Here is a 22,286-nt window from a genome sequence, read left to right as displayed (position 1 = left end):
TGTCGTGCGGCCCCGGCGGGCGTAGATTTCATCACATGATGAATCATGCTGTGGAGGTCGACAACCTCCGCGTGGTCCGCGGAGGGCGCGAGGTGCTGCCCGGCCTGAGCATGCGCATCCCGAGCGGCACCCTCGTCGGCCTGCTCGGCCCCAGCGGTGGCGGCAAGTCGACGCTGATGCGGGCGATCGTCGGTGTCCAGGTGGTGCACGGCGGCACGGTCACCGTGCTCGGCGAGCCGGCCGGGTCGCCGGTCCTGCGGGACCGCGTGGGCTACCTCACCCAGTCGCCGAGCATCTACGACGACCTCACGGTGCGCGAGAACGTGCGCTTCTTCGCCCGCATGCTGGGGGCGGGGCAGGGCTCGGCCGAGCGGGCCATCGCCGCCGTCGACCTCGAGAGCCATGCCAGCGTGCTGGCCGGGCGGCTCTCCGGTGGCCAGCGGTCACGGGTGTCGCTCGCCTCGGCCCTCGTGGGCGAGCCCGAGCTGCTGGTGCTGGACGAGCCCACCGTCGGCCTCGACCCGGTGCTGCGGCGCGACCTGTGGCGGCTGTTCCACCAGCTCGCCGACGCGGGCACGTCGATGGTGGTGTCCAGCCACGTCATGGACGAGGCCACCCGGTGCGACCGGCTGCTCCTGCTGCGCGAGGGCAGGCTGCTCGCCGACGAGCCGCTGCCGGCGCTGCTCGAGCGCACTGGCACGACCGACGCCGAGACCGCTTTCCTCGCCCTCATCGACGCCGCCGAGGAGGTGGCGCCGTGAGTCCGCACCGCACGCTCGTGATGACCGGCCGCGTGCTGCGGCAGCTGCGCACCGACCACCGCACCATCGCCCTCATGCTGCTCGTGCCCTGCGTCCTGCTGGGGCTGCTGGCCTGGATCTACAACGGCACACCGGTGTTCGACAGGATCGGCCCGGCGCTGCTCGGTGTCTTCCCGTTCGTCGTCATGTTCATCGTGACCAGCGTGGCCACCCTGCGGGAGCGCACCTCCGGGACGCTCGAGCGGCTCATGACGACGCCGATGGCCAAGACCGACCTCATGGTCGGCTACGCGCTCGCCTTCGGGCTGATGGCGGTGCTGCAGGCCCTGGTGGCCTCGACGTTCGCGATCTACGTGGCAGGCCTCGACCTCGTGGGCCCGGTCTGGGTGCTTGTCGTGGTGGCCGTCGCCGACGCCGTGCTCGGCACCGCCCTCGGCCTGCTCGCCAGCGGGTTCGCGCGCACGGAGTTCCAGGCGGTGCAGTTCATGCCCGCGTTCGTGCTGCCGCAGTTCCTCCTGTGCGGCCTGCTCGTCGCCCGCGACCAGCTCCCGCAGGCGCTGCAGCCCATCTCCGACGTGCTCCCGTTGTCGTATGCCGTGGACGCCATGAACGCGGTCGCCGCCACCGCCGAGCCGCTCTCCGAGGTGGCCCCGGACCTGCTCGTCATCGCGGCGTGGGTGCTCGCCTCGCTGCTCCTGGGGTCGCTCACCCTCCGCCGCCGCACCCCCTGACGGTCGGGGATAGCCTTGGCGGCGGTCGCGACAGCCGTGGCCGGACGTCGGAAGGACCCTTCGTGGACGCAGGTGACCTGCTGCGCGGCGCACTGCTGCAACTCTCCAAGAGCGACACGGTGCGACGGACCATCGAGACGGCCCCCGTCAGCCGGCAGGTGGTGCGGCGCTTCGTCCCCGGGGCCACCACCGAGGACGCGGTCGCGGCCACGGCCGCGCTGCGCATGACCAACCGGCTCGCGACCATCGACTACCTCGGCGAGGACACCCTCGACCTCGCCCAGGCGATCCGCACCCGCGACGCCTACCTGCACCTGCTGCGCGAGCTCGAGCGCGCCGACCTGAGCCAGATGGGCATGGGCGAGGTCAGCCTCAAGCTCAGCGCCCTCGGCCAGGCCCTGCCGGGCGACGGGAAGAAGATCGCCCTCGAGCACGCGCGCGAGATCTGCGAGGCCGCGGCCGCCGCCGGCACGACCGTGACCCTCGACATGGAGGACCACACCACGACCGACGCCACCCTGGAGGCCCTGCGCGAGCTGCGCCACGACTTCCCGTGGGTCGGCGCGGTCATCCAGTCCTACCTGCGCCGCAGCGAGGCCGACTGCCGCGACCTCGCCCACGAGGGCAGCCGGGTGCGGCTGTGCAAGGGGGCCTACAAGGAGCCGGAGTCGGTGGCCTTCCAGTCCTCCGACGAGGTCGACACGGCCTACGTGCGGTGCCTGAAGATCCTCATGGCGGGCGACGGCTACCCCATGGTCGCCAGCCACGACCCGCGCCTGATCGAGATCGCCGGCGCGCTCGCCGCCCACAACCGCCGCGACCCGCAGACCTACGAGTACCAGATGCTCTACGGCGTCAGGCCCGAGGAGCAGAAGCGGATCGCCGACCGCGGCAACCAGATGCGCGTCTACATCCCCTACGGCGAGGAGTGGTACGGCTACCTCATGCGCCGCATGGCCGAGCGCCCGGCCAACACCATGTTCTTCCTGCGCGGCCTGGCCACGCGGGGCTGAGAGAAGGAGGCACCGATGGGCACCGTGGCGATCTTCGGCGCCGGCGTGATGGGCGAGACCCTGCTCTCGGGGCTCATCCGGGCCGGCCGCAGCGCGGACGACATCATCATCACCGACCGCCGCCCCGAGCACCTGGCCCAGCTGCACGACCGCTACGGCGTGCGCACCATGACCAACGCCGAGGCAGCGTCCGCCGCCGACACCCTCGTCCTCGTGGTCAAGCCGCAGGACATGGACGCCCTGCTCGAGGAGATCAGCGACCACGTCGCCGAGCACAACCTCGTCGTCAGCCTGGCCGCCGGCATCACCACCGAGTTCCTCGAGTCCCGGCTGCCCGGCGGCAGCTCCGTCGTGCGGGTGATGCCCAACACCCCCGCCCTGGTCGACCAGGGCATGGCGGCGATCAGTGCCGGGAAGCATTGCGACGCCTCGCACCTCGCCGAGGCGGCCGACCTGATGCGCTCGTGCGGCAAGGTGCTCGAGGTGGCCGAGAAGCACCAGGACGCCGTCACCGCGATCTCCGGCTCCGGCCCGGCCTACATCTTCTACGTCGTGGAGGCCATGATCGAGGCCGGCGTCGTGCTCGGCCTGCCCCGCGCGACCGCGACCGAGCTGGTGGTCCAGACGCTCTTCGGGGCGGCGACCATGATCAAGGAGACGGGGCAGCACCCGACCGTCCTGCGCGAGCAGGTGACCTCGCCCGGCGGCACCACGGCCGCGGCGCTGCGCCAGCTCGACGACCACAAGGTGCGCGCCGCGTTCATCACCGCGATGGAGGCAGCGGCCGAGCGGTCGCACCAGCTCGCCTCCGGCAATGGCTGAGCAGCCGACCAGCCTCTGCCGCGTCGGTGAGTCCAACTGGCGCACCTACCGCGACGTGCGGCTCGCCTCGTTGCTCGACACGCCCTCGGCCTTCAGCAGCACGTATGCCGGCGAGTCCGCGTTCACCGACGAGCGCTGGCTGGCGCGCGTGCACAGCGGGTCGTCCACGTGGCTGGCGATGTGGGGCGACCTGCCCGTGGGCACCGCGACGTCGTTCCGGTTCCCCGAGCAGGGCGAGGCCGAGACCTGCCTGGTGGGGATGTGGGTCGCCGGGCACGCGCGGGGCAGGGGAGTGGGTGAGGCCCTGGTCGGGCACGTCATCGCAGACGCGCGCTCCCGCGGGCTCGCCAGGGTCACGCTCGATGTGGCCGAGGCCAACCACCCCGCGCGAGACCTCTACGAACGCATGGGTTTTCGTCCTACCGGCCGCCGCGGCGTGCTCCCTCACGACGAGAGCATCGTGGAGCTGGAGATGGCCCTGGAGCTGTGAACTCCGGGTGAACCGCGGGAGCCAGGCGGTCGCCACCGGACCCGCTCGTGCGAGAGTGGGGACATGAGCGAGATCTCCGTGCGCGAGCTGACCGAGGACGAGTGGGAGACCTACCGCGAGGTGCGCCTGGCGGCGCTCGAGGAGTCGCCCGAGGCCTTCGTGGCCTCCCTCAGCGAGGAGCAGGCCTACGACGAGGCCTTCTGGCGCACGCGGATGCGGCGCTCGCGCCGGCTGCTCGCCGAGGTGGACGGCCGCGCGGTGGGCGTGGCCAGCGTCGGCGAGGCGGGACCGGACAACCCTTCCGTGGCCGAGCTGTTCGGCCTGTGGGTCGCCCCCGACTTCCGCGGCGCCGGGGTGGCGACGAAACTCGTCCAGGCCGGGGCCGACACCGCCCGCAGGCAGGGCCGCACGCACATCGCGTACTGGGTGGGCACCGACAACGGGCCGGCTGTCGCCTTCGCGAGCGGCTTCGGCTTCCGCCCCACCGACAGCCGGCGCCCCATGCGCGTGGCGTCCGGGGCCGGCGACGAGGAGATCGCCATGGTGCTCGCGCTCGGGCAGGACCGCGGCGTCCCGACGCTGTAGGAGCTAGGGGCGGGAGGCGAGCCGCTCGAGCAGGTCGGTCGGGCCGCTCACGATGAGCGTGTCGTGCGCGCTCACCTTGGTGTCGGCCTGGGCGTAGGTGAAGTCCTCGCCGGGCGACTTCACTCCCACGACCGTGACGCCGTACTTGCTGCGGACCTGGCTCTGCGCCAGCGTGAACCCGATGGTCTCCTGCGGCGGTCGCATCTTGACGATCGCGAAGCCGTCGTCGAACTCGATGTAGTCCATCAGCTTCCCGTTGACCAGGTGCGCGACCCGGCGGCCGGTCTCGGCCTCCGGGAAGATCACGTGGTGCACGCCGATGCGGGTGAGGATCCGGCCGTGCTCGGGGGAGAGTGCCTTGGCCCAGATCGAGGGGATGCCGGCGTCGACCAGGTTGAGCGCCGCCAGCACCGAGGCCTCCACCGAGGAGCCGATGCCGACCACCGCCAGCCGGAAGTCGCGTGCCTTGATCGCCGCGATGGCGGGGGGCTGGCTGGCGTCGGCCTGCACGATCTTGGTGATCTTGCCGAGGTAGCTCTCGGCGAGGGAGGCGTCCTGCTCGATGGCGACGACGTGGTGGCCGAGCCGCTGGAGCTCCAGCGCGGCGGCGCCGCCGAAGCGTCCGAGGCCGATGACCAGCACGTCCTCCTCGAAGAGCCGGTTCCTGGCCAAGGGATTCCTCCATGGGTGTGGTCAACGTGGGCCGTCCTGTCCACGGACAGTACCCGCCCGGTAGCGTGCACGACATGCCCACTCAGGCGCGCGTGATCTGGGACCCCAGCTTCACGGCATACAACTTCGGTCCGGGCCACCCGATGGCCCCCGTGCGCCTGGACCTGACTGCGCGCCTTTGCGAGGCCTTCGGGCTCTTCGAGCACGTCGACGTGGAGCTGTTCAACCCGGCCGTCGCCGACGACGCACTGCTCGCGACGGTGCACGAACCTGCCTACATCGAGGCCGTCAAGGCCGCCTCGCTGGACCCCTCGAGCGCCGACGGCAGCCACGGCCTGGGCACCGAGGACGACCCCACCTTCGCGGGCATGCACGAGGCGAGCGCCCGCATCGCCGAAGGGACCCGGCAGATCTGCGAGGACGTCTGGACGGGCTCGGTGAGCCACGGCGTCAACTTCTGCGGCGGCCTCCACCACGCCATGCCGGGCAACGCCTCCGGCTTCTGCATCTACAACGACATCGCCGTGGGCATCCAGTGGCTGCTCGACAACGGCGCCCAGCGGGTCGCCTACGTCGACGTCGACGTGCACCACGGCGACGGCGTCGAGCGGATCTTCTGGGACGACCCGCGCGTGCTGACCATCTCGCTGCACGAGTCGGGCCGGGCCCTCTTCCCCGGCACGGGCTGGCCCGGCGACACCGGCGGCCCCAACGCCCCGGGGTCGGCTGTCAACGTCGCGCTCCCGCCGGGCACGGGCGACTCCGCCTGGCTGCGGGCGCTGCACGCCACGGCCATGCCGATCGTGCGTGCGTTCAAGCCCGAGGTCATGGTGACCCAGCACGGCTGCGACACCCATGCCCAGGACCCGCTCGCGCACCTGGCCCTGTCGGTCGACGCCCAGCGCGCGGCGACCGAGGCGCTGCACCGGTTGGCCCACGACGTGTGCGAGGGCCGCTGGGTCGCCCTCGGTGGTGGCGGCTACGAGCTCGTCGACGTCGTGCCGCGGGCCTGGACCCACCTGACCGGGATCGCCTCGCACCGGCCGATCCCGCTCACCGCGCCGGTGCCCGAGGGCTGGCTCGAGCACGTCCGCATGGAGCTCGGCCGCCAGGGCCCGCGCCGCATGGGCGACCTCGACCCGGCCGAGGGGCCGATCTGGCACCAGCCGTGGGACATGGGCTACAACCCGCACTCCGAGGTCGACCGGGCCATCATGGCGACCCGGCAGGCCACCTTCGAGCACTTCGGGCTCGACCTCTGGTTCGACTAGGTCCTGTTCGAGGTGTTCGTCACTACCCGGGCGGCGTGTCGTCTGGACAGGCGGTGGTCGGAGCACTTTCTTTTCCCCATCCGCTTCCCCAGTGGTCACATCAGCCCCTATCGTTGCGAAGAGCACGAGCGTAGGAGTCCGCCGGAGGGGAAGCCGGCGATGCGCACGTGGAGAAGATCGAGGTAGCTATGTCCAACGAGCGCCAGCTCGCCGAGGTGCGGTTCCTGACCGTTGCCGAGGTCGCCTCGATCATGCGCGTGTCGAAGATGACCGTGTACCGCATGGTGCACGCCGGAGAGCTCCCCGCCATCCGTGTGGGCCGCTCGTTCCGTGTTCCCGAGGACGCCGTGCACAAGTACCTGCGCACGTCCTACGTCGACACCGCGTGATTGGCCGCTGAGAAACAGGTGAGGGCGGGCCGGGGGATCTCCCCGGCCCGCCCTCTCTGTCGGTGCTCCTTTCGGCTCCGGCCTCAGCGGTTGTCGACGGCCCGCACCTCGACCGCCACCTCGGCGCCGGTGTAGAGCTGGGTCACCAGGTAGACCGAGCCGGGCGGGATGACCGCCGACTCGTCCGCCGCCGAGGAGGCCGCGGCCCCGGTCAGCTGGCACTCGCTGTCGAGGAAGTACAGGTCGAGGTCGTGCCCGAGGCTGTCGTCCGCGTCGCTCGTGCCCTTCACCGTCACCGAGTGCAGCCCGTCGGAGAAGCCGAGCGGGAACTTGGTCACCCAGGCGTCCGCGCCCTGGGAGGCGGGCGGGAAGGTGCACGCCGTGTTCATCTCCGTGCCGGTCACGCCGAAGACGTTCGCCAGCCCGGTCGGGTCACCCGCGGCGGGGTTGGGGGCGGTGATGGTGCCGGCGTCGGTGTAGTCCGGGTCGGGCGTCACCGAGCCGTTGGCCACCGAGGCGCCCGAGCCGAACACCTGGATGTCGGCCACCTGCGCGTAGGTCGTCGTGTCGCCCTGCACCGAGTCGACGAAGAAGCGCACGTACGAGGCCTGGACCGGCTTGTCGAGCGCGAAGGTGCGGTAGTTCAGGTCCGCCGCCGTGGGCCGCGGCGCCTCGTAGCCGAAGCCGCCCTTCTTCACCGTCGACCAGGTGACGCCGTCGGTCGAGGTCTGGAAGGTGAAGTCCCGCAGCGCCGCGAAACGCGAGGCGTTGGTGGCCTTGAAGGCGCTGACCCGCAGCGACGACACCGTGGCTGGCGCGGCCAGCTTGACCGTCACCCGCTGGTCGGGGCCGGCGTTGTAGGCCGCGTCCCCCGCATTCGTCGACCACACCGAGGCCGCCGTGTCGTCGAAGGCGAACTTCGCCGGCGACCCGTCGTCCTGGCTGGAGGCCGACACGATGCTCGCCCCCGCTGCCGTCGAGGCGAGGTTCGGGGCGAGGGAGACCGTCCGGGCCGCGTTCCTGCCGGCCGCCACGGAGAAGCCCTCGATCGTCTGGGTGCCGAAGCCGGGCGCCTGGATCGTCAGCGGGTAGGTGCCCGCCACCGCCTTGACCGAGTACCCGCCGGTCGACCCGGTCCTGCCCAGCGGGCTGACCCGGGCCTCGAAGCGGCCGAGGATGACCTTGGCGTTCGGGATCTTCTGGCCGGTGCTGGCGTTGACCAGGGTCAGCGCGACGGTGCCGTTCTTCGCCGCTGCGGGGTGGTCGAACGCCGGGGTCGGATCGGTGTCGTCGCCGGTGGCGGAGACCGCTGAGGCGCCGGCGCCACGCTTGGCGAACACCGACCACATCAGGTCGGTGTTGTCACCGTGGTAGCGGTCGAGGTCGGCGGTCAGCATGGCGTCGCGGGCGTCTAGGAAGGACGGGTCCGGGGCCATGAGCGGCATGGCGTCGGTGACGAGCCGCGCCGCGACCTCGGCACCCTCGGCCAGGCCGTGGCGCGCGACGAGGGCCTTGTGCAGGTCCCACAGGATGGCGGTCCAGATCTCGCCGTCCGCGTGCACCTCCGGGCCGGTCAGGTCGTAGCCCATGTCGCCGAAGGTGTTGGGGTTCTTGTTGAAGTCGTAGTTGCGGATGCCGCGGTTGTCGTTGCCCGTGGCGTACGCCCCGACGACCGCCCGCGTGGGCTCCAGGCCGGTCTTCTGGGCGTGGTTGAGGGCGTACCAGTCGCCCCAGCCCTCACCCATCGAGCCCGCCTGGTGCGAGCCGAGCGCGCTGCCGCCCGCGACGTAGCGGTTCGACAGGCCGTGGCTGTACTCGTGCTGGATGACGCTCATGTCCATCGAGCCGTCGCGGTGGGGCCCCTCGAAGGCGTCGTTGATCGGCTCCCACAGGAACATGCCGCTCCACGGCGGGATGCCGTCGTCGAGGGTGAGCATGTAGGCGTTGTCGCGCCCGGTGTAGGTGGGCGAGCCGCCGGATGCTGCCCCGGCCTGCACGAGGCCCTTGATCGGGTCGCCGCCCAGGCCGCCCTTGCCGCCGTTGTCGACCTGGAAGTTGCCGCCGGACTCGGTGAAGCCGAGCGCGTAGTAGTCGTCGTGGATCCGGTTGTGCTGGAAGAAGAGGTTGGTCGCCGCCGGCTCGAGGTCCTCGGCGTAGGACGGCGGCACGGTGGCCCCCTCCTTCTGCTGCCAGGCGTCCTTGAAGACGTAGGAGAAGTTGCCGGTGGGCGAGACGGGCCGCGGGGCGCTGTCGACGGGGCCGATGAAGTTCGACCAGTTGGCGTGGGTGTCGGCGTTGTTGCCGAACGTCGTCACGCCCGTGCCGACGAGCCCGGTCGGGTCGACCCAGCCCTTCGGCGACTGCGCGGTCTGCCCGAAGGACTGCTGGCGGGGCGTGCCGCCCTTCGCCGCCCCCGGGTAGTTGTCGTACACGGTGCCCTGCGGGTCGTCCTCGTGCTGCACGACCGATGCCCGGTAGAGCACCCTGCCGGTGGTCCCGTCGAGGATGACCTCCCAGGCTTCCGTCGGGCTCTTGATGAAGTACACCCGGTATGCCGCGACCGCACCGGCCTTCGTCCCGAAGGTCACCTTCTTCGCGTACGACGGGCCACCGAAGGGTCCCTTGGCGAAGGTGGTGTAGCCGGCCTGCGTGCCGTCCGCCTTGGGCGCGTAGGCCACTCCGGGCGCCAGGGTTCCGGCGGCCTTGAGCACCGCCCCGGCCTCGCCGATCACCCAGCCGCCGGTGAGGCCGTCGCCGGGCGTCGGGTCACCGGCATACGACAGCACCCGGCCGTCCTTGGTGACGGCGACGTTGAGGCGCCCGCCCCGCGCGGCGGCGACGCCGCCGGCGGTCTGCACCAGGCTGACGACATGGGTGCCCGTGCCGGGCAGGGTGTGGTCGCGGACCACCTTCAACGCCCCGACCGACGTGGCGCCGAGCCCGAAGGCGGCGGCGTTGTCGGCGACCCAGGCGCGCGCGATGTCGGCTGCCGAGCCCTCCCGCGCCGCGGTCAGCGGAGCCGGCCCGCGCAGCGAGCGCAGCGTGCCGAAGCGCTCGTCCCAGGTGGCCCGGGCTCCCTTGCCCGAGTCGGCGAGGAGGGACGTGAGGGCCTTCGTGGTGGCGGCGCTGGGGACGACCGCCTCCTCGACCGCCCTGGTGTCCAGCGTCCGGGTCAGCTCGGACACCGAGTCGCCGAGCCCGGCGAGCGCCGGGTCTGCGTCCGGGGTGGCCGACGAGGCCGTGGCCGTGGCGACGGGGGTGGCCAGCAGTGCCCCCGAGAGCAGGCACACCCCCAGTGCGGTCAGCTGCGTGCGCGATCTGTTCACCGCTGCTCCTGTCGTGGTGCGGGCACCGTCGGCCCGATGCCCGGAAAACGACGTGGGCGGCCGTTGGTTATGCCTGCGGTGCCGGCCCGGTTTGGGCTGGGCGACGGGAGGCCGGTAGAGTGACCCGCACTGTTCGGCGTGGTGCGTAGCTCGTTGCCCCGTCCGGCAACACGACACCACACACACGCGAGGACGACTATGGGCTCTGTCATCAAGAAGCGCCGCAAGCGCATGGCGAAGAAGAAGCACCGCAAGCTCCTTCGCAAGACGCGCCACCAGCGTCGCAACAAGAAGTAGGACCTGAAGGTCCTGGCCAAGGCCCCCGCCCTCGATGGCGGGGGCCTTGGCGTCGTGCCCGTTGTCCTGGCGCCACCGTCGTCGCGGTGTGAGCCTGCCTACCTCTGGTGCCGCCACGGGGCGGGCCTCGCTAGGCTGGCACGGACCTGACCGGCAGTTCCGACCAACATGGCGAGAGGGGTGAGCGGTGGCCGATGTCGTCCTGGTGACCGGCGTCTCCCGCTACCTCGGCGGCCACTTCGCCCGACGCCTCACCGCCGACCCCTCGGTCAGCCGCGTCATCGGCGTCGACGTCATCCCGCCTCCCCACGACATCGGACGCGCGGAGTTCGTGCGCGCCGACATCCGCAACCCGATGATCGGCAAGATCATCGCGCAGGCCGAGGTCGACACCGTCGTGCACATGAACGTGATCGCGACGCCCACCCACGCCGGCGGCCGCAGCTCCCAGAAGGAGATCAACGTCATCGGCACCATGCAGCTGCTCGCTGCGTGCCAGAAGGCCCCCAGCGTGCGCCGGCTCGTGGTGAAGTCCTCCGCGGCCGTCTACGGGTCGAGCCCCCGGGACCCCGCGATGTTCACCGAGGACATGGGGCCGAAGTCCTTGCCCCGGGCGGGTTTCGGCAAGGACTCGGTGGAGGTGGAGGGCTACGTGCGCGGGTTCTCCCGGCGCCGGCCCGACACCGAGATCACGATGCTGCGCTTCGCCAACATCATCGGCCCCGGCATCCGCACGTCGCTCACCGACTACTTCAGCCTGCCGGTGATCCCCGTTCCCTTCGGCTACGACGCCCGGCTCCAGTTCGTGCACGAGGAGGACGCCATCAGCGCCCTGCTGCGCGCCACCACCGGTCCCAGCGTGGGCATCACCAACATCGCCGGAGACGGCGTCCTGACGGTGGCCCAGGCGGCCGGCATCGCCGGTCGGCCCCTCCTGCCCGTGCCGCGGCTGGCCGCAGGGATGCTGGGCAACACCCTCAAGCGCTCGGGACTCGCCGACTTCTCGGCCGACCAGCTGCAGTTCCTCGCCTTCGGCCGGGGCCTCGACACCACGCGCATGCGCGAGGTGCTCGGCTTCGAGCCGCGCTTCACGACCCGGGCGGCCTTCGAGGACTTCGCGCGCGGGGTCGGGCCGGTGCTGCCGGGAGTCAGCGCGGTCGGCTCGCTGGTGGGGTCCGCGGTCACGGGCGTGGCGGGCACCGCCGTCCACGCGATCGGGCACGTGCGTGCCCCGGGGAGGAATGACTGATGGCGTCGACCGGCGGTGCCGGGGCCAAGCGCCCGGCCAGGAAGTCGGCCGCGAAGGCCGCGAAGTCCGCGAAGGCGGCGGGCGCGTCGGCCACGTCCCGCAAGGCCGCGGGTGGCGCCCTGGCAGCCGGGGCGGCGCGCGCCAGCGGCGAGCGGGCCAAGCGGCGCCGCACGCCGCTGCTGCCACCGGCGCCCGAGCGTCCGGCGCTCGGCGTAGTGCCCCCCGCCGCGGAGCCTGACCCGGCGGCACCGGCAGCACCCGCCGCGAGGGCCCCGAAGGCCTCACCCGCGGCGGCCCGGCAGCGCAAGCCGCACCGGCCGCATCCCGTGGCCAAGGCCGTGCCCAGCAAGAAGGCCGTGGCCAAGTCGGGGACCCGCACCGCGAGCTCGAAGCGAGGCAGCGCGGGCGGCCGGCGGCCGGGGACGCGTCCGGTCGCAGCGGTCCCGCCGACGCGCCCACCGCTGACGGCCGTGCCCGACGAGACGGTGCACCTCGAGACGCCGACGCCGCGCTCGAGCCATGTCGCACTCGCCCCCGGCGTCGAGGAGCTCCTGCGGGCGGGTGTCGCCGCGATGCGGGTGGCTGCCGAGGCCACCGGCCTGTCGCCCGAGGACGTGGAGCGCCGTGTCGCCGAGACGCTGTCGTTCCTGCGGCGTCGCCTGACCGGCGACTACCGGGTCGACGAGTTCGGCTTCGACGAGGACTTCACCGAGCACGCCTACCTGCCCCTGCTGCGTCCGCTGTACCGGAAGTGGTTCCGGGTCGAGGTGCGCGGCATCGACAACATCCCGGCCGAGGGCGGCGCGCTGGTCGTCGCCAACCACTCGGGCACCGTCGCCATGGACTCGCTCATGACCCAGGTGGCCGTGCACGACGAGCACCCGGCCCACCGCCACCTGCGCATGCTGGGCGCCGACCTGGTGTTCCAGACCCCGGTGATCGGGCAGATGGCGCGCCGCTCGGGCTCCACCCTGGCCGCCAACCCCGACGCGGAACGGCTGCTGTCACAGGGGGAGCTGGCCGGCGTCTGGCCCGAGGGTTTCAAGGGCGTCGGCAAGCCGTTCAGCGAGCGCTACAAGCTCCAGCGGTTCGGCCGCGGCGGCTTCGTCTCGGCCGCCCTGCGCACCGGAGTGCCGATCATCCCCTGCTCGATCGTCGGCGCCGAGGAGATCTACCCGATCATCGGCAACATGAAGACCGTCGCCCGGCTCATCGGTGCCCCCTACGCCCCGGTCACCCCGACGTGGCCGCTGCTCGGCCCCCTCGGGCTCGTGCCGCTGCCGAGCAAGTGGATCATCGAGTTCGGCTCGCCCGTGGAGACCGCCGACCTCGGAGCGGCCGCCGCCGACGACCCCATGCTGGTCTTCGACCTCACCGACCAGGTCCGCGAGACGATCCAGCAGACCCTCTACTCGCTGCTCATGCAGCGCCGGTCGGTCTTCTTCTAGGTCTTCTTCTGGACCGTCCGGCCGGGGGGCGCCCTCGCGGCTCGTCGCGCCTAGGGGAGCGGCACCGTCGCGGTCAGCCCCGGCAGGGTCACGCTGCCCAGCGTGGTGTCGGGCACGGTCGCCCCGGCGCCGTCGCTGGTGACGCCGACCGAGGGGAGGGTCGCGCTCACGCCGGGCAGGCGCGTAGCGGAGGCGGACAGCGTCGGCCCGTTGATGCCTGCCCCATTCGTGGAGAGCGTGGCGCCGCCGCCGCCGTCACCGATGGTGACGCCATCCGACCCTGCCGTGACGCCCGGGGCCGGCTGACCGCCGCCGGGGTCGGCGGTGATCGCGGTGCCCGGCACGGTGATGCCGCCAACGGCCCGCGAGAGCGTCGACGACCCGGCCGCCGGGGCGCCCAGCGAGGGCAGGTCGGAGGGGCTCACGCCGATCTCCTGGAGCGTCACGCAGGTGGGAGCGCAGGACGCCAGTCGGCGCAGCGCGGCCTGCTCGGTGTCGTTGAGCAGGGACTCGAGCTCCCCGAGCACGGGAAGCGCCTCGGCGGGCACCTCGGGCCGCAGCGCCTCCACCTGCGGTTCGGCCCGGGAGGTGAAGTCGCGCAGCGCGATGAGCGCCTGGGGGTTGCCGGTCTCGTCGTATGCCCGGCCGAGCTCGCTCTGCGCGGCGCGGACGGCCAGCACGGCCTGCTGCAGCGCCTCGATGTAGGGGTCGGCGTCCTCGACGCGGCGGTCGGTGAGTTCGCGGGTGTCGGCGATGTGCTCCTCCGCCTGGGCCAGGTGGGTCCGGCCCCGGTCGAGCTCGGAGCCGGCCATCTGCACGGCCACCGAGTCGAGCCAGCCCTTGACGGGGTAGAGCGCCGAGCCGGGGATCGCGCTGCGGGAGGCCACGCCCACGACCGCTCCGACCACGAGCGCCGACGCGGCAGCGCCGGCCAGGGCGCGGGGGAGCCCGCGCCCGACCACCACGACGACGGGTCCGCCGCGGCGGACGGTGGACTCGGTGCGCCGCGCCCCGGCGGAGCGGGCAGCGACAGGAAGCGTGGCGGCCTCGGCCATCAGGCGCTCGTGCAGCTGCTCGACGAACTCCGGCCGGGGGGCGCCCGCGCCCACGGGGACAGAAGCCAGGGCCTGCGCGGTGCGGGTCAGGCGGGCGGTCTCGGCATCGGTGGCCTCCCCGCCCTCGAGGGCGCGCTGGAGCCGGTCCGCCGCGCGACGGTTCACGAGCATGCCGATGTCTCCTCCCCCGGCTCTGTGGACGTGTGACGCCATGAGAACGACGCACCCGCACGGAGGTTACGCTCCGGCTCGTAGCGGAACCGGGCGTCGGTTCCGGCGCCCACGACCGGCCTAGAGGTCCACATCGGCGAGCTCCCGGTGCAGGGCGCGCACGGCGCGCAGCTGGAGCTGCTTGACGGCGCCCTCGGTCTTGCCGAGGACCTTCGCCGTCTCGGCCAGCGTCAGGCCCTGGAGGAAGCGCAGGACCACGCACTCGGCCTGCTCCGGCTTGAGGTTCTTGACCGCCTCGATGAGCCGGGTGTCGCGCAGACGCTGGAGGACCTCGGACTCGGGGGCGTCGACCTGCTCGTCGGCGTCGAGCATGTCGGCGGTGGTGACCTCGAGGCGGAACCGGGCGGACTTGGCGTTGTCGGTGATGAGGTTGCGCGCGATGGTGATGAACCACGCCGCGATGTCACGTCCCTGCCAGGAGAAGGAGTCCATCCGGCGCAGCGCGCGCAGGAACGTCTCGGAGGTCAGGTCCTCGGCGAGGTGGGCGCTGCCCACGCGCACGTAGATGTACCGGTAGACGACGTCGACGTACCGCTCGTAGAGCAGTCCGAAGGCCTCGGCGTCACCGCCCTGGGCCAGCTCGACCAGCGCCGAGACCCGCTCGAAGTCCTGCGGGGCGGTGCCCGGCGCGAAGCCCGCACGGGAGGCGCCGTCGCCGGGACCGCGGCCGGCGCCGGCACCCTCGGCGACGCTGAGGAGCTGTCGCAGCGAGCCCAGCATCTGGGCAGTGGCCTCGGGCAGGCCGTGGCGGCTGCCACGGGGGCCGGCGGCAGGGCCGTAACCGGGGGGCGAAGGGATCGTTGACCCAGCAGGCAGGGGTGCCAGCGTCCCCAGGGCAGCACGGCATGCCGCGACAGCACTCGCGGCATGACGGCTCTGTGGCATGCGGATACGGCCCACCTCCGCCGGCCAGTTTCCACGAAATCTCCGGAAATGTCAGGAGACCCCGGTCACATCAGTGGCCGGCGCGGCGGCGAGAGGCTGCGGCCGCGAGGGCGCCGGCCAGCGCGGTCGCCCCCGCTGCGGGAATGCCGACCTTCGCCGCCTTGCGACCGTTGCGGAAGTCGCGCACCTGCCAGCCGTGGGCCTTGGCGTGGTGCCGCAGCCTCGCGTCCGGGTTGACCGCGCACGGGTGGCCCACCAGCGACAGCAGCGGGATGTCGTTGGCCGAGTCGGAGTAGGCCGAGCACTCGGACAGCTCGTAGCCGCGCTCGGCGGCCAGGGCCCGGACGGCCACGGCCTTGGCGGGACCGTGCAACGGCTCACCCACGAGGCGCCCGGTGTAGACGCCGTCGAGGCTCTCGGCCACCGTGCCGAGGGCCCCGGTGAGGCCGAGCTGGTCGGCGATGACGGTCGCCACCTCGACGGGGGTGGCCGTCACCAGCCAGACGTCGTGGCCGGACTCGACGTGGCGATGGGCCAGGGCCCGGGTGCCCGGCCAGATCTTGTCGGCCATGACCTCGTCGTAGACCTCGCGGCCGATGCGCCCGATCTCCTCGACCGAGTGCCCGGCGATGAAGCCGAGGGCCTGTTCGCGGATCTGGGCCACGTGCGCGAGGTTCTCGCCGACGAGGGTGAAGCTGGCCTGCTTCCACAGCATCGCGGCGATGTCGCGGGTCGTGAAGAAGTCGCGCCGGTAGAGCCCCCGGGCGAGGTGGAAGATGCTCGCCCCCTGCAGGACGGTGTTGTCGAGGTCGAAGAAGGCGGCCGTGCTGGTGCGAGCCGGCAGGGAGGCGGGCGGCTCGGAGGGCACGGTGGCCGCCTCGGCCACCACCTCCCCGTCCGGGCCGTACTCGATCATGGGCACAACCCTAGGCCCCTGCTGCGCGGCCTACAGTGCGGGTGTGGCAGCCAACGACGGACCCGGGCCCCGCGCGCGCATCACCCTCATCGGCAAACCCGGCTGCCACCTCTGCGACGACGCCCGCTCGGTCATCGCCCGGGTGGCCGCGGATCTCGGAGTCGGCTGGGAGGAGCGGTCCATCGCCGACGACCCGGCGCTCGCCGAGGAGTACTGGGAGCAGATCCCGGTCACGCTCGTCGACGGCCGCCAGCACGACTACTGGAGGGTGGACGAGACCCGGCTGAGGGCAGCACTGGCCCGCCGCCAGTGACCTGGCTCACCCCGGTCGTGGTCGGGTGCTTGTGACTTTGTGCATCGGTTCACAACCGCGTAACCTGACGGTGCTCCCGTCCGCTCCAGCCAGGCGCGGGCTCTTTCGCATGAGAGGAGCCGGAGAACCCCCTTGTCTGCCGACCCCAGCGCCCGTCGCGGCATCCCTGACGCCACGGTTGCGCGGCTGCCCGAGTACCTCCGTGCGCTGACCGGTCTCGCAGAGCGGGGCATCACCTCCGTCTCCTCCGAGGAGCTCGCCGCCGCCGCCGGGGTCCGCTCGGCCAAGCTCCGCAAGGACCTCTCCTACCTCGGCTCCTACGGTGTGCGCGGCGTCGGTTACGAGGTCGACCACCTCGCCTACCAGATCTCCCGCGAGCTCGGCCTCACCCAGGACTGGCCCGTGGCCATCATCGGCATGGGAAACCTCGGCCACGCGCTCGCGGCCTACAGCGGCTTCGCCACCCGGGGCTTCCGGGTCGTCGCGCTGCTCGACCAGGACCCCGGCATCGTCGGCCAGGAGATCGCCGGCCTCGTCGTGCAGCCCATGACGGAGCTCGGCGCCCTCGTGGCGGAGCAGGGCCTGGCCATCGGCGTCATCGCCACGCCGGCCGCCTCCGCCCAGGTGGTGTGCGACGCCCTGGTCGAGGCCGGGGTGCGCTCGATCCTCAACTTCGCGCCCTGCGTGCTCGTGGTGCCCGACGGGGTCGACGTGCGCAAGGTCGACCTGTCGACCGAGCTGCAGATCCTCGCCTTCCACGAGCAGCGCAAGGCGCTCGCCGAGCCCGCCGCCCTGCGCAAGGCGGTGGTCCCGTGAGCCTCGTCGTCCTCGGCCTCTCGCACCACACCGCGCCGCTGCCCCTCCTCGAGGCGGTCTCGCTCGGCGACTCCGCCCGAGCCGACCTCGCCTCGCGGATCGTGGAGCGCGACAACGTCTCGGAGGCCATCGTCGTCTCCACGTGCAACCGCACCGAGGTGTATGCCGAGGCGCACACCTTCCACGGCGCCGTCACCGACATCACCGACAGCCTCGTCGACGCCTGCGGCGTCGACCGCGAGGACCTTCGCGAGCACCTCTACGTGCACTACGAGGACCGCGCCATCGCCCACGCCTTCACGGTCGCCTGCGGCCTTGACTCCATGGCCGTCGGCGAGGCGCAGATCCTCGGGCAGATGCGCTCGGCCCTGCGGGCCGCCCAGCGGGCCGGGCACGCCGGCACCTCGCTCAACGGCCTGTTCCAGCAGGCGTTGCGGGTCGGCAAGCGCGCCCACGCCGAGACGGGCATCGACTCGGTGAGCGTCTCGCTGGTCGAGGCCGGCATCGCCCGCGTCGAGCGCGAGCTCGGGCCGCTGCCTGAGCAGCAGGTCCTCGTGGTGGGCGCCGGCGGCATGAGCTCTCTGGCAGCCACCACCGTGGCGCGCTACGGCTGCGCCGCCCTGGTGGTCACCAACCGCACCGCCAGCAAGGCGCAGCGGCTGGCCGAGCGCATCGGCGGCACGGCACGTCCGCTCTCGCAGCTGCGCGAGGCGGTCGCCGCCGCCGACGTCGTGATCTCCTGTACCGGCTCCACCGGTGTCGTGGTCGACCTCGGCCTGGCCGGTGACGCGCAGGTGGCCCGCGGCGGTCGTCCGCAGGTCTACATCGACCTCGCGCTGCCGCACGACGTGGCCCCCGAGGTCGACTCGCTCAGCAACGTCAGCGTCGCCGGGCTGGCCGTCCTCGGCGAGCAGCTCAGCGCCGGCGAGACCTCGCCGCAGGTGCAGGAGGTGGCCGACCTCGTCATCGCCGAGGTCGCCGCCTACCTCACCACCCGGGCTGCCGAGTCGGTCGCGCCGACCGTCGCGGCCCTGCGCTCGCGGGCCGCCGAGGTCGTCGAGCGCGAGCTCGACCGCCTCGACCAGCGGCTGCCCGCGATGGACGACGCCACGCGCCACGAGGTGCAGCGCGCGGTGCACCGCATCGTCGAGAAGCTGCTGCACACGCCGACTGTGCGCATGAAGGAGCGTGCGACCCGCGGCCACGGCGACGACTACGCCCAGGCCCTGCGCGAGCTGTTCGACCTCGCCCCCCACGAGACGGCCGCCGTGTCGGTGCCGCCGCCCGAGCGTGGTGGTCTGCCGTGACCGCCCCCACGACGACGCCCACGCTGCGCCTCGGCACCCGTCGCAGTGCTCTCGCCACCACCCAGAGCGGGTGGGTGGCCGACCTCCTGCGCGCGCGTGGCCACCAGGTCGAGCTCGTCGAGATCGTCACCGAGGGCGACGTCAACGCGGCCCCCCTGACGACCCTCGGCGGCACCGGTGTCTTCGCCGCAGCGATCCGCAAGGCCCTGCTGGCCGGCGAGGTCGACCTCGCCGTGCACTCGCTCAAGGACCTGCCCACCACCCCGGAGCCCGGCCTCGTCGTGGCCGCGATCCCGCCGCGGGAGGACCCCCGCGACGCGCTGGTCGCCCGTGACGGCCTGACCTTGGGCGAGCTGCCCGCGGGGTCGGTGGTCGGCACCGGGTCGCCGCGCCGCGTGGCCCAGCTCGCGGCCCTCGGTCTGGGACTGGTGTTCAAGGACGTCCGTGGCAACGTCGACACCCGGATCGGTCTGACCCGCTCGGGTGCCTGCGACGCCGTGGTGCTCGCCCGCGCTGGCCTGGCCCGGCTCGGTCGCCTCGACGTCGTCACCGAGACCCTCGACCCGCTGCAGATGCTGCCCGCCCCCGGGCAGGGTGCCCTGGCCGTCGAGTGCCGAGCCGACGACGACGCCCTGGTGGCGCTGCTCCGCGGCATCGACGACGCCGACACCCGGGCCTGCGTCACCGCCGAGCGCACCGTGCTGGCCGCGCTCGAGGCAGGCTGCTCGGCCCCGGTGGGTGCGCTCGCCGAGGTCGTGGAGGGCGAGGACGGGCTGGAGCTGTCGCTCCGGGCGTTCGTCGGGTCGATCGACGGCGCCACCGAGCTGCGCCGCTCCCTCGTCGGGCCGGTCGAGGAGCCCGAGCGCCTCGGGACGAGGCTCGCGGCAGTCCTCCTCGAGGACGGCGCCGAACACCTGACAGGTCCCGAGGAGCGGCCCCCAGCGGCCACGCACAGCCACTGGGACCCAGACCCAGCCGAGGCGACCGGAGCCACACCTCCGCTCGCCGCCCCCGAAGACTCCCGTCCAGAACCAACCGCCACGGAGCGTGCAACGTGAGCCCCACGCGCTCGAAGTCCGCCACCACCACCCAGACCGCCAAGCCCACCGGCCGCCAGCCGGGCCGGGTCGCCTTCGTCGGCGCGGGACCCGGCGACGCCGGGCTGATGACCGTGCGCGCGGTCGACTACCTCGCCGCCGCCGACGTCGTCGTCATCGACCAGCTCAGCCGCGAGGACGTCGTGGCCCGACACTGCCGCGGGGGTGTCGAGGTCGTCGACGCCGGCCACGGCGACCACGGCCAGCCGCTCACCCACGCGATGCGGGCCAAGCTCGTCGTCAAGGCCGCCAAGGCTGCCAAGGGTGGCCTCGTCGTCCGCCTGATGGACGGGGACCCCGCGACGTTCAACGGCTTGGCCGAGGAGGCCCTGGCCCTGCACAAGGCGGGCATCGGCTTCGACGTGGTGCCGGGCGTGAGCGCGGTGTCCGCGGTTCCGGCCTACGCGGGCGTGCCGCTGACCTCGAGCACGTCGCAGGCCGTGCACGTCATCGCGGCCAACGACCGCAAGGTCGACTGGGCGGCATCGGTGTCCGACCACGTCACCGTCGTCCTGCTGGGCGCCCCCGACGACCTGGCCGAGGCTCTGGGCAAGCTGCTCCACGCGGGCCGCGCGGCCGAGACGCCGGTGGCGCTCACCGAGCGCGGCACCACGATCCGCCAGGTCACGCACGCCACCACCCTCGGCGACGTCGCCAAGGTCATGAAGAGCGTCGAGTTCCCGGCCCTCGCCGTCGTGGGGCCGACCGTGGCCCTGCGCGAGCAGCTGTCGTGGTTCGAGACCAAGCCGCTCTTCGGCTGGAACATCCTCGTGCCCCGCACCAAGGAGCAGTCGGGCTCGACCATCACGCGGCTGGCGTCCTACGGCGCCACCGCCGAGGTCGTGCCGACCATCAGCGTCGAGCCTCCGCGCACGCCGCAGCAGATGGAGCGGGCAGTGAAGGGCCTGGTGACGGGCCGCTACGAGTGGGTCGGCTTCACGTCCGTCAACGCCGTCAAGGCCGTGCGCGAGAAGTTCGCCGAGTTCGGCCTCGACGCCCGGGCCTTCGCCGGCCTGAAGATCGCCGCTGTGGGCGGCGTGACGGCGCGTGCACTGCGCGAGTGGGGCCTCGAGCCCGACCTGGTGCCCACCGGCGAGCAGTCGGCGCAGGGCCTGCTCGAGGCGTGGCCGCCCTTCGACGAGGTGCTCGACCCGATCAACCGCGTCTTCCTGCCGAGGGCCGACATCGCGACCGACACCCTCGTCGCGGGCCTGCAGGACATGGGCTGGGAGGTCGACGACGTGACGGCCTACCGCACCGTGCGCGCCGCCCCGCCGCCCGCGCCCGTGCGCGAGGCCATCAAGGGCGGCCAGTTCGACGCGGTGGTCTTCACCTCGTCGTCCACCGTGCGCAACCTCGTGGGCATCGCCGGCAAGCCGCACCCGTCGACGGTCATCGCCTGCATCGGCCCGGCCACGGCCAAGACCGCCGAGGAGCACGGCCTGCGGGTCGACGTCCTTGCACCGGAGGCCTCGGCCGATTCGCTGGTCGACGCGCTCGCCGACTACGGCCTCGGCCTGGCGGCCGCGGCCGCCGAGGCGGGCGAGCCGGTCGTGCGCCCGAGCGCGAAGCGGGCCGCCTCGCGGCGCCGGGCCAAGTAGTGTCGCCGCGCCCCGGCGTGCCCGGGCCGGTCGTCCGTCCGCGCAGGCTCCGCCAGTCGGCGGCGGTGCGGCGCCTCGTCGCCGAGACGCGGCTGCACCCGGCCGAGCTGGTGCTGCCCGTCTTCGTCAAGGAGGGGGCCCGCGACCCGGTGGCCATCGGCGCCATGCCCGGGGTCGTCCAGCACTCCCTCGAGTCGCTGGTCGACGTCGCGCGCGAGGTGGTCGAGGCCGGCATCGGCGGCATCATGCTCTTCGGCGTGCCTGAGGAGAAGGACGCCACGGGTTCCGGTGCCGACGACCCCGCGGGCATCCTCAACCTCTCCATCGAGTCCGTGGTCGAGGCGGTCGGTGACCAGACCGTCGTCATGGCCGACCTGTGCCTCGACGAGTTCACCGACCACGGCCACTGCGGCGTGCTCGACAGTGAGGGCCGTGTCGACAACGACGCGACGCTGGAGCGGTATGCCGCGATGGCCCTCGCGCAGGCCCGCGCCGGCGCCCACGTGCTCGGCCTCTCCGGGATGATGGACGGCCAGGTCGGCCACGTCCGCGAGGCGCTCGACGCCGCCGGCTTCACCGACACCATCGTCCTGGCGTATGCCGCGAAGTACACCTCGGGCCTGTACGGCCCCTTCCGCGAGGCCGTGGAGTCCTCCCTCGAGGGGGACCGCACGACCTACCAGCAAGACCCGGCCAACGCGACCGAGGCCGTCCGCGAGATCGAGCTCGACATCGCCGAGGGCGCGGACATCGTCATGGTGAAGCCGGCGACCCCGCACCTCGACATCATCCGCACGGCCGCGGACATGTCGCCGGTGCCCGTTGCGGCGTACCAGATCTCGGGTGAGTACGCGCAGATCGAGGCGGCGGCGGCCAACGGCTGGATCGACCGCGAGCGGGCCATCCTGGAGTCGCTGCTCGGCATCAGGCGTGCGGGCGCGCAGATCATCCTCACCTACTACGCGCTCGAGGCGGCCGCGCTGCTCCGGTGAGCGGGCGGCATACCGGGTC

At 72.7% G+C, this 22,286-nt stretch carries 22 protein-coding genes; 17 read left to right on the top strand and 5 right to left on the bottom strand.

The annotated features are described in order from the left end of the window. Window positions 1-35: 35 nt before the first annotated feature. The 6 genes from P2F65_RS06220 (at window position 36) to P2F65_RS06195 (ending at window position 4,402) form a co-directional block, all read left to right on the top strand. Window positions 36-761 (top strand): ABC transporter ATP-binding protein, encoded by a 726-nt coding sequence (locus tag P2F65_RS06220; protein ID WP_275805211.1) that lies wholly within the window; start codon window positions 36-38, stop codon window positions 759-761. Further along, on the top strand, window positions 758-1,492 hold the full coding sequence (locus P2F65_RS06215) for an ABC transporter permease (protein WP_275805209.1): 735 nt from the start codon (window positions 758-760) through the stop codon (window positions 1,490-1,492). Before P2F65_RS06220 ends, P2F65_RS06215 begins: the two co-directional genes overlap by 4 nt. A gap of 62 nt (window positions 1,493-1,554) precedes the next feature. Beyond that, window positions 1,555-2,505, top strand: coding sequence for a proline dehydrogenase family protein (locus P2F65_RS06210; RefSeq protein ID WP_275805207.1), 951 nt, complete (start codon window positions 1,555-1,557; stop codon window positions 2,503-2,505). A 15-nt stretch (window positions 2,506-2,520) separates the two neighbouring features. After that, the gene (gene proC / locus P2F65_RS06205; RefSeq protein WP_275805205.1) at window positions 2,521-3,327 is read left to right on the top strand and encodes a pyrroline-5-carboxylate reductase; all 807 of its coding nucleotides are present in this window, start codon (window positions 2,521-2,523) and stop codon (window positions 3,325-3,327) included. Then, a complete protein-coding gene (locus tag P2F65_RS06200) occupies window positions 3,320-3,817 on the top strand; it encodes a GNAT family N-acetyltransferase (protein WP_275805203.1) in 498 nt (165 codons plus the stop codon). Before proC ends, P2F65_RS06200 begins: the two co-directional genes overlap by 8 nt. 63 nt (window positions 3,818-3,880) lie before the next feature. Next, window positions 3,881-4,402 carry a GNAT family N-acetyltransferase gene (locus P2F65_RS06195; protein WP_275805201.1) on the top strand — a complete coding sequence of 174 codons (522 nt, stop codon included), beginning with the start codon at window positions 3,881-3,883 and terminating at the stop codon, window positions 4,400-4,402. Between the two features lie 3 nt (window positions 4,403-4,405). Here the strand turns inward: P2F65_RS06195 and P2F65_RS06190 are convergent, their stop codons facing one another. Next, window positions 4,406-5,074, bottom strand: coding sequence for a TrkA family potassium uptake protein (locus P2F65_RS06190; protein ID WP_275805200.1), 669 nt, complete (start codon window positions 5,072-5,074; stop codon window positions 4,406-4,408). A 74-nt stretch (window positions 5,075-5,148) separates the two neighbouring features. Between P2F65_RS06190 and P2F65_RS06185 the strand changes: the two genes are divergently transcribed. Together P2F65_RS06185 and P2F65_RS06180 are read left to right on the top strand one after the other, a co-directional pair. Then, window positions 5,149-6,345, top strand: coding sequence for an acetoin utilization protein AcuC (locus P2F65_RS06185; protein WP_275805198.1), 1,197 nt, complete (start codon window positions 5,149-5,151; stop codon window positions 6,343-6,345). 188 nt (window positions 6,346-6,533) lie between these two features. Further along, window positions 6,534-6,734 carry a helix-turn-helix domain-containing protein gene (locus P2F65_RS06180; RefSeq protein ID WP_056915613.1) on the top strand — a complete coding sequence of 67 codons (201 nt, stop codon included), beginning with the start codon at window positions 6,534-6,536 and terminating at the stop codon, window positions 6,732-6,734. An 83-nt stretch (window positions 6,735-6,817) separates the two neighbouring features. On the opposite strand, the gene P2F65_RS06175 is transcribed toward P2F65_RS06180, so the two are convergent. Further along, the gene (locus tag P2F65_RS06175; RefSeq protein WP_275805196.1) at window positions 6,818-10,060 is read right to left on the bottom strand and encodes a M36 family metallopeptidase; all 3,243 of its coding nucleotides are present in this window, start codon (window positions 10,058-10,060) and stop codon (window positions 6,818-6,820) included. Between the two features lie 198 nt (window positions 10,061-10,258). Between P2F65_RS06175 and P2F65_RS06170 the strand changes: the two genes are divergently transcribed. The 3 genes from P2F65_RS06170 to P2F65_RS06160 all read left to right on the top strand — a co-directional run bounded on the left by P2F65_RS06170 (window position 10,259) and on the right by P2F65_RS06160 (window position 13,054). Beyond that, window positions 10,259-10,357: an AURKAIP1/COX24 domain-containing protein gene (locus tag P2F65_RS06170; RefSeq protein ID WP_003792170.1), complete on the top strand. Its 99-nt coding sequence runs from the start codon at window positions 10,259-10,261 to the stop codon at window positions 10,355-10,357. A gap of 187 nt (window positions 10,358-10,544) precedes the next feature. Further along, on the top strand, window positions 10,545-11,606 hold the full coding sequence (locus tag P2F65_RS06165; RefSeq protein ID WP_275805194.1) for an SDR family oxidoreductase: 1,062 nt from the start codon (window positions 10,545-10,547) through the stop codon (window positions 11,604-11,606). Next, window positions 11,606-13,054 carry a 1-acyl-sn-glycerol-3-phosphate acyltransferase gene (locus tag P2F65_RS06160; RefSeq protein ID WP_275805192.1) on the top strand — a complete coding sequence of 483 codons (1,449 nt, stop codon included), beginning with the start codon at window positions 11,606-11,608 and terminating at the stop codon, window positions 13,052-13,054. The genes P2F65_RS06165 and P2F65_RS06160 overlap by 1 nt, the downstream gene beginning before the upstream one ends. Before the next feature lie 50 nt (window positions 13,055-13,104). Here the strand turns inward: P2F65_RS06160 and P2F65_RS06155 are convergent, their stop codons facing one another. From P2F65_RS06155 to P2F65_RS06145, 3 genes are all read right to left on the bottom strand, one after another. After that, entirely contained in the window at window positions 13,105-14,280 is a 1,176-nt protein-coding gene (locus P2F65_RS06155) for a DUF5667 domain-containing protein (protein ID WP_275805190.1), read from the bottom strand. A 120-nt stretch (window positions 14,281-14,400) separates the two neighbouring features. Beyond that, window positions 14,401-15,060, bottom strand: a complete 660-nt coding sequence (locus tag P2F65_RS06150) for a sigma-70 family RNA polymerase sigma factor (RefSeq protein WP_275805188.1) — start codon at window positions 15,058-15,060, stop codon at window positions 14,401-14,403. 235 nt (window positions 15,061-15,295) lie between these two features. After that, window positions 15,296-16,141 carry an HAD-IB family hydrolase gene (locus P2F65_RS06145; RefSeq protein ID WP_275805186.1) on the bottom strand — a complete coding sequence of 282 codons (846 nt, stop codon included), beginning with the start codon at window positions 16,139-16,141 and terminating at the stop codon, window positions 15,296-15,298. A gap of 43 nt (window positions 16,142-16,184) precedes the next feature. Between P2F65_RS06145 and P2F65_RS06140 the strand changes: the two genes are divergently transcribed. From P2F65_RS06140 to hemB, 6 genes are all read left to right on the top strand, one after another. Beyond that, complete coding sequence (locus P2F65_RS06140; protein ID WP_275805184.1) at window positions 16,185-16,454, top strand: glutaredoxin family protein; 270 nt, start codon at window positions 16,185-16,187, stop codon at window positions 16,452-16,454. Window positions 16,455-16,586: 132 nt separating this feature from the next. Next, window positions 16,587-17,270, top strand: a complete 684-nt coding sequence (locus P2F65_RS06135) for a redox-sensing transcriptional repressor Rex (RefSeq protein WP_275805182.1) — start codon at window positions 16,587-16,589, stop codon at window positions 17,268-17,270. Next, on the top strand, window positions 17,267-18,577 hold the full coding sequence (locus P2F65_RS06130; protein ID WP_275805180.1) for a glutamyl-tRNA reductase: 1,311 nt from the start codon (window positions 17,267-17,269) through the stop codon (window positions 18,575-18,577). The genes P2F65_RS06135 and P2F65_RS06130 overlap by 4 nt, the downstream gene beginning before the upstream one ends. After that, window positions 18,574-19,635, top strand: coding sequence for a hydroxymethylbilane synthase (gene hemC / locus P2F65_RS06125; RefSeq protein ID WP_275805178.1), 1,062 nt, complete (start codon window positions 18,574-18,576; stop codon window positions 19,633-19,635). The genes P2F65_RS06130 and hemC overlap by 4 nt, the downstream gene beginning before the upstream one ends. Continuing rightward, window positions 19,632-21,275 carry a uroporphyrinogen-III synthase gene (locus tag P2F65_RS06120; protein ID WP_275805176.1) on the top strand — a complete coding sequence of 548 codons (1,644 nt, stop codon included), beginning with the start codon at window positions 19,632-19,634 and terminating at the stop codon, window positions 21,273-21,275. Before hemC ends, P2F65_RS06120 begins: the two co-directional genes overlap by 4 nt. Beyond that, on the top strand, window positions 21,275-22,267 hold the full coding sequence (hemB, locus tag P2F65_RS06115; RefSeq protein WP_275805174.1) for a porphobilinogen synthase: 993 nt from the start codon (window positions 21,275-21,277) through the stop codon (window positions 22,265-22,267). The genes P2F65_RS06120 and hemB overlap by 1 nt, the downstream gene beginning before the upstream one ends. Window positions 22,268-22,286 lie beyond the last annotated feature (19 nt).

This window comes from Knoellia sp. p5-6-4, from assembly GCF_029222705.1.
Classification (GTDB): Bacteria; Actinomycetota; Actinomycetes; order Actinomycetales; family Dermatophilaceae; genus Pedococcus_A.
The sequence above is the reverse complement of the archived record's forward strand: the minus strand, read 5'-3'. Positions and strand labels throughout refer to the sequence as shown.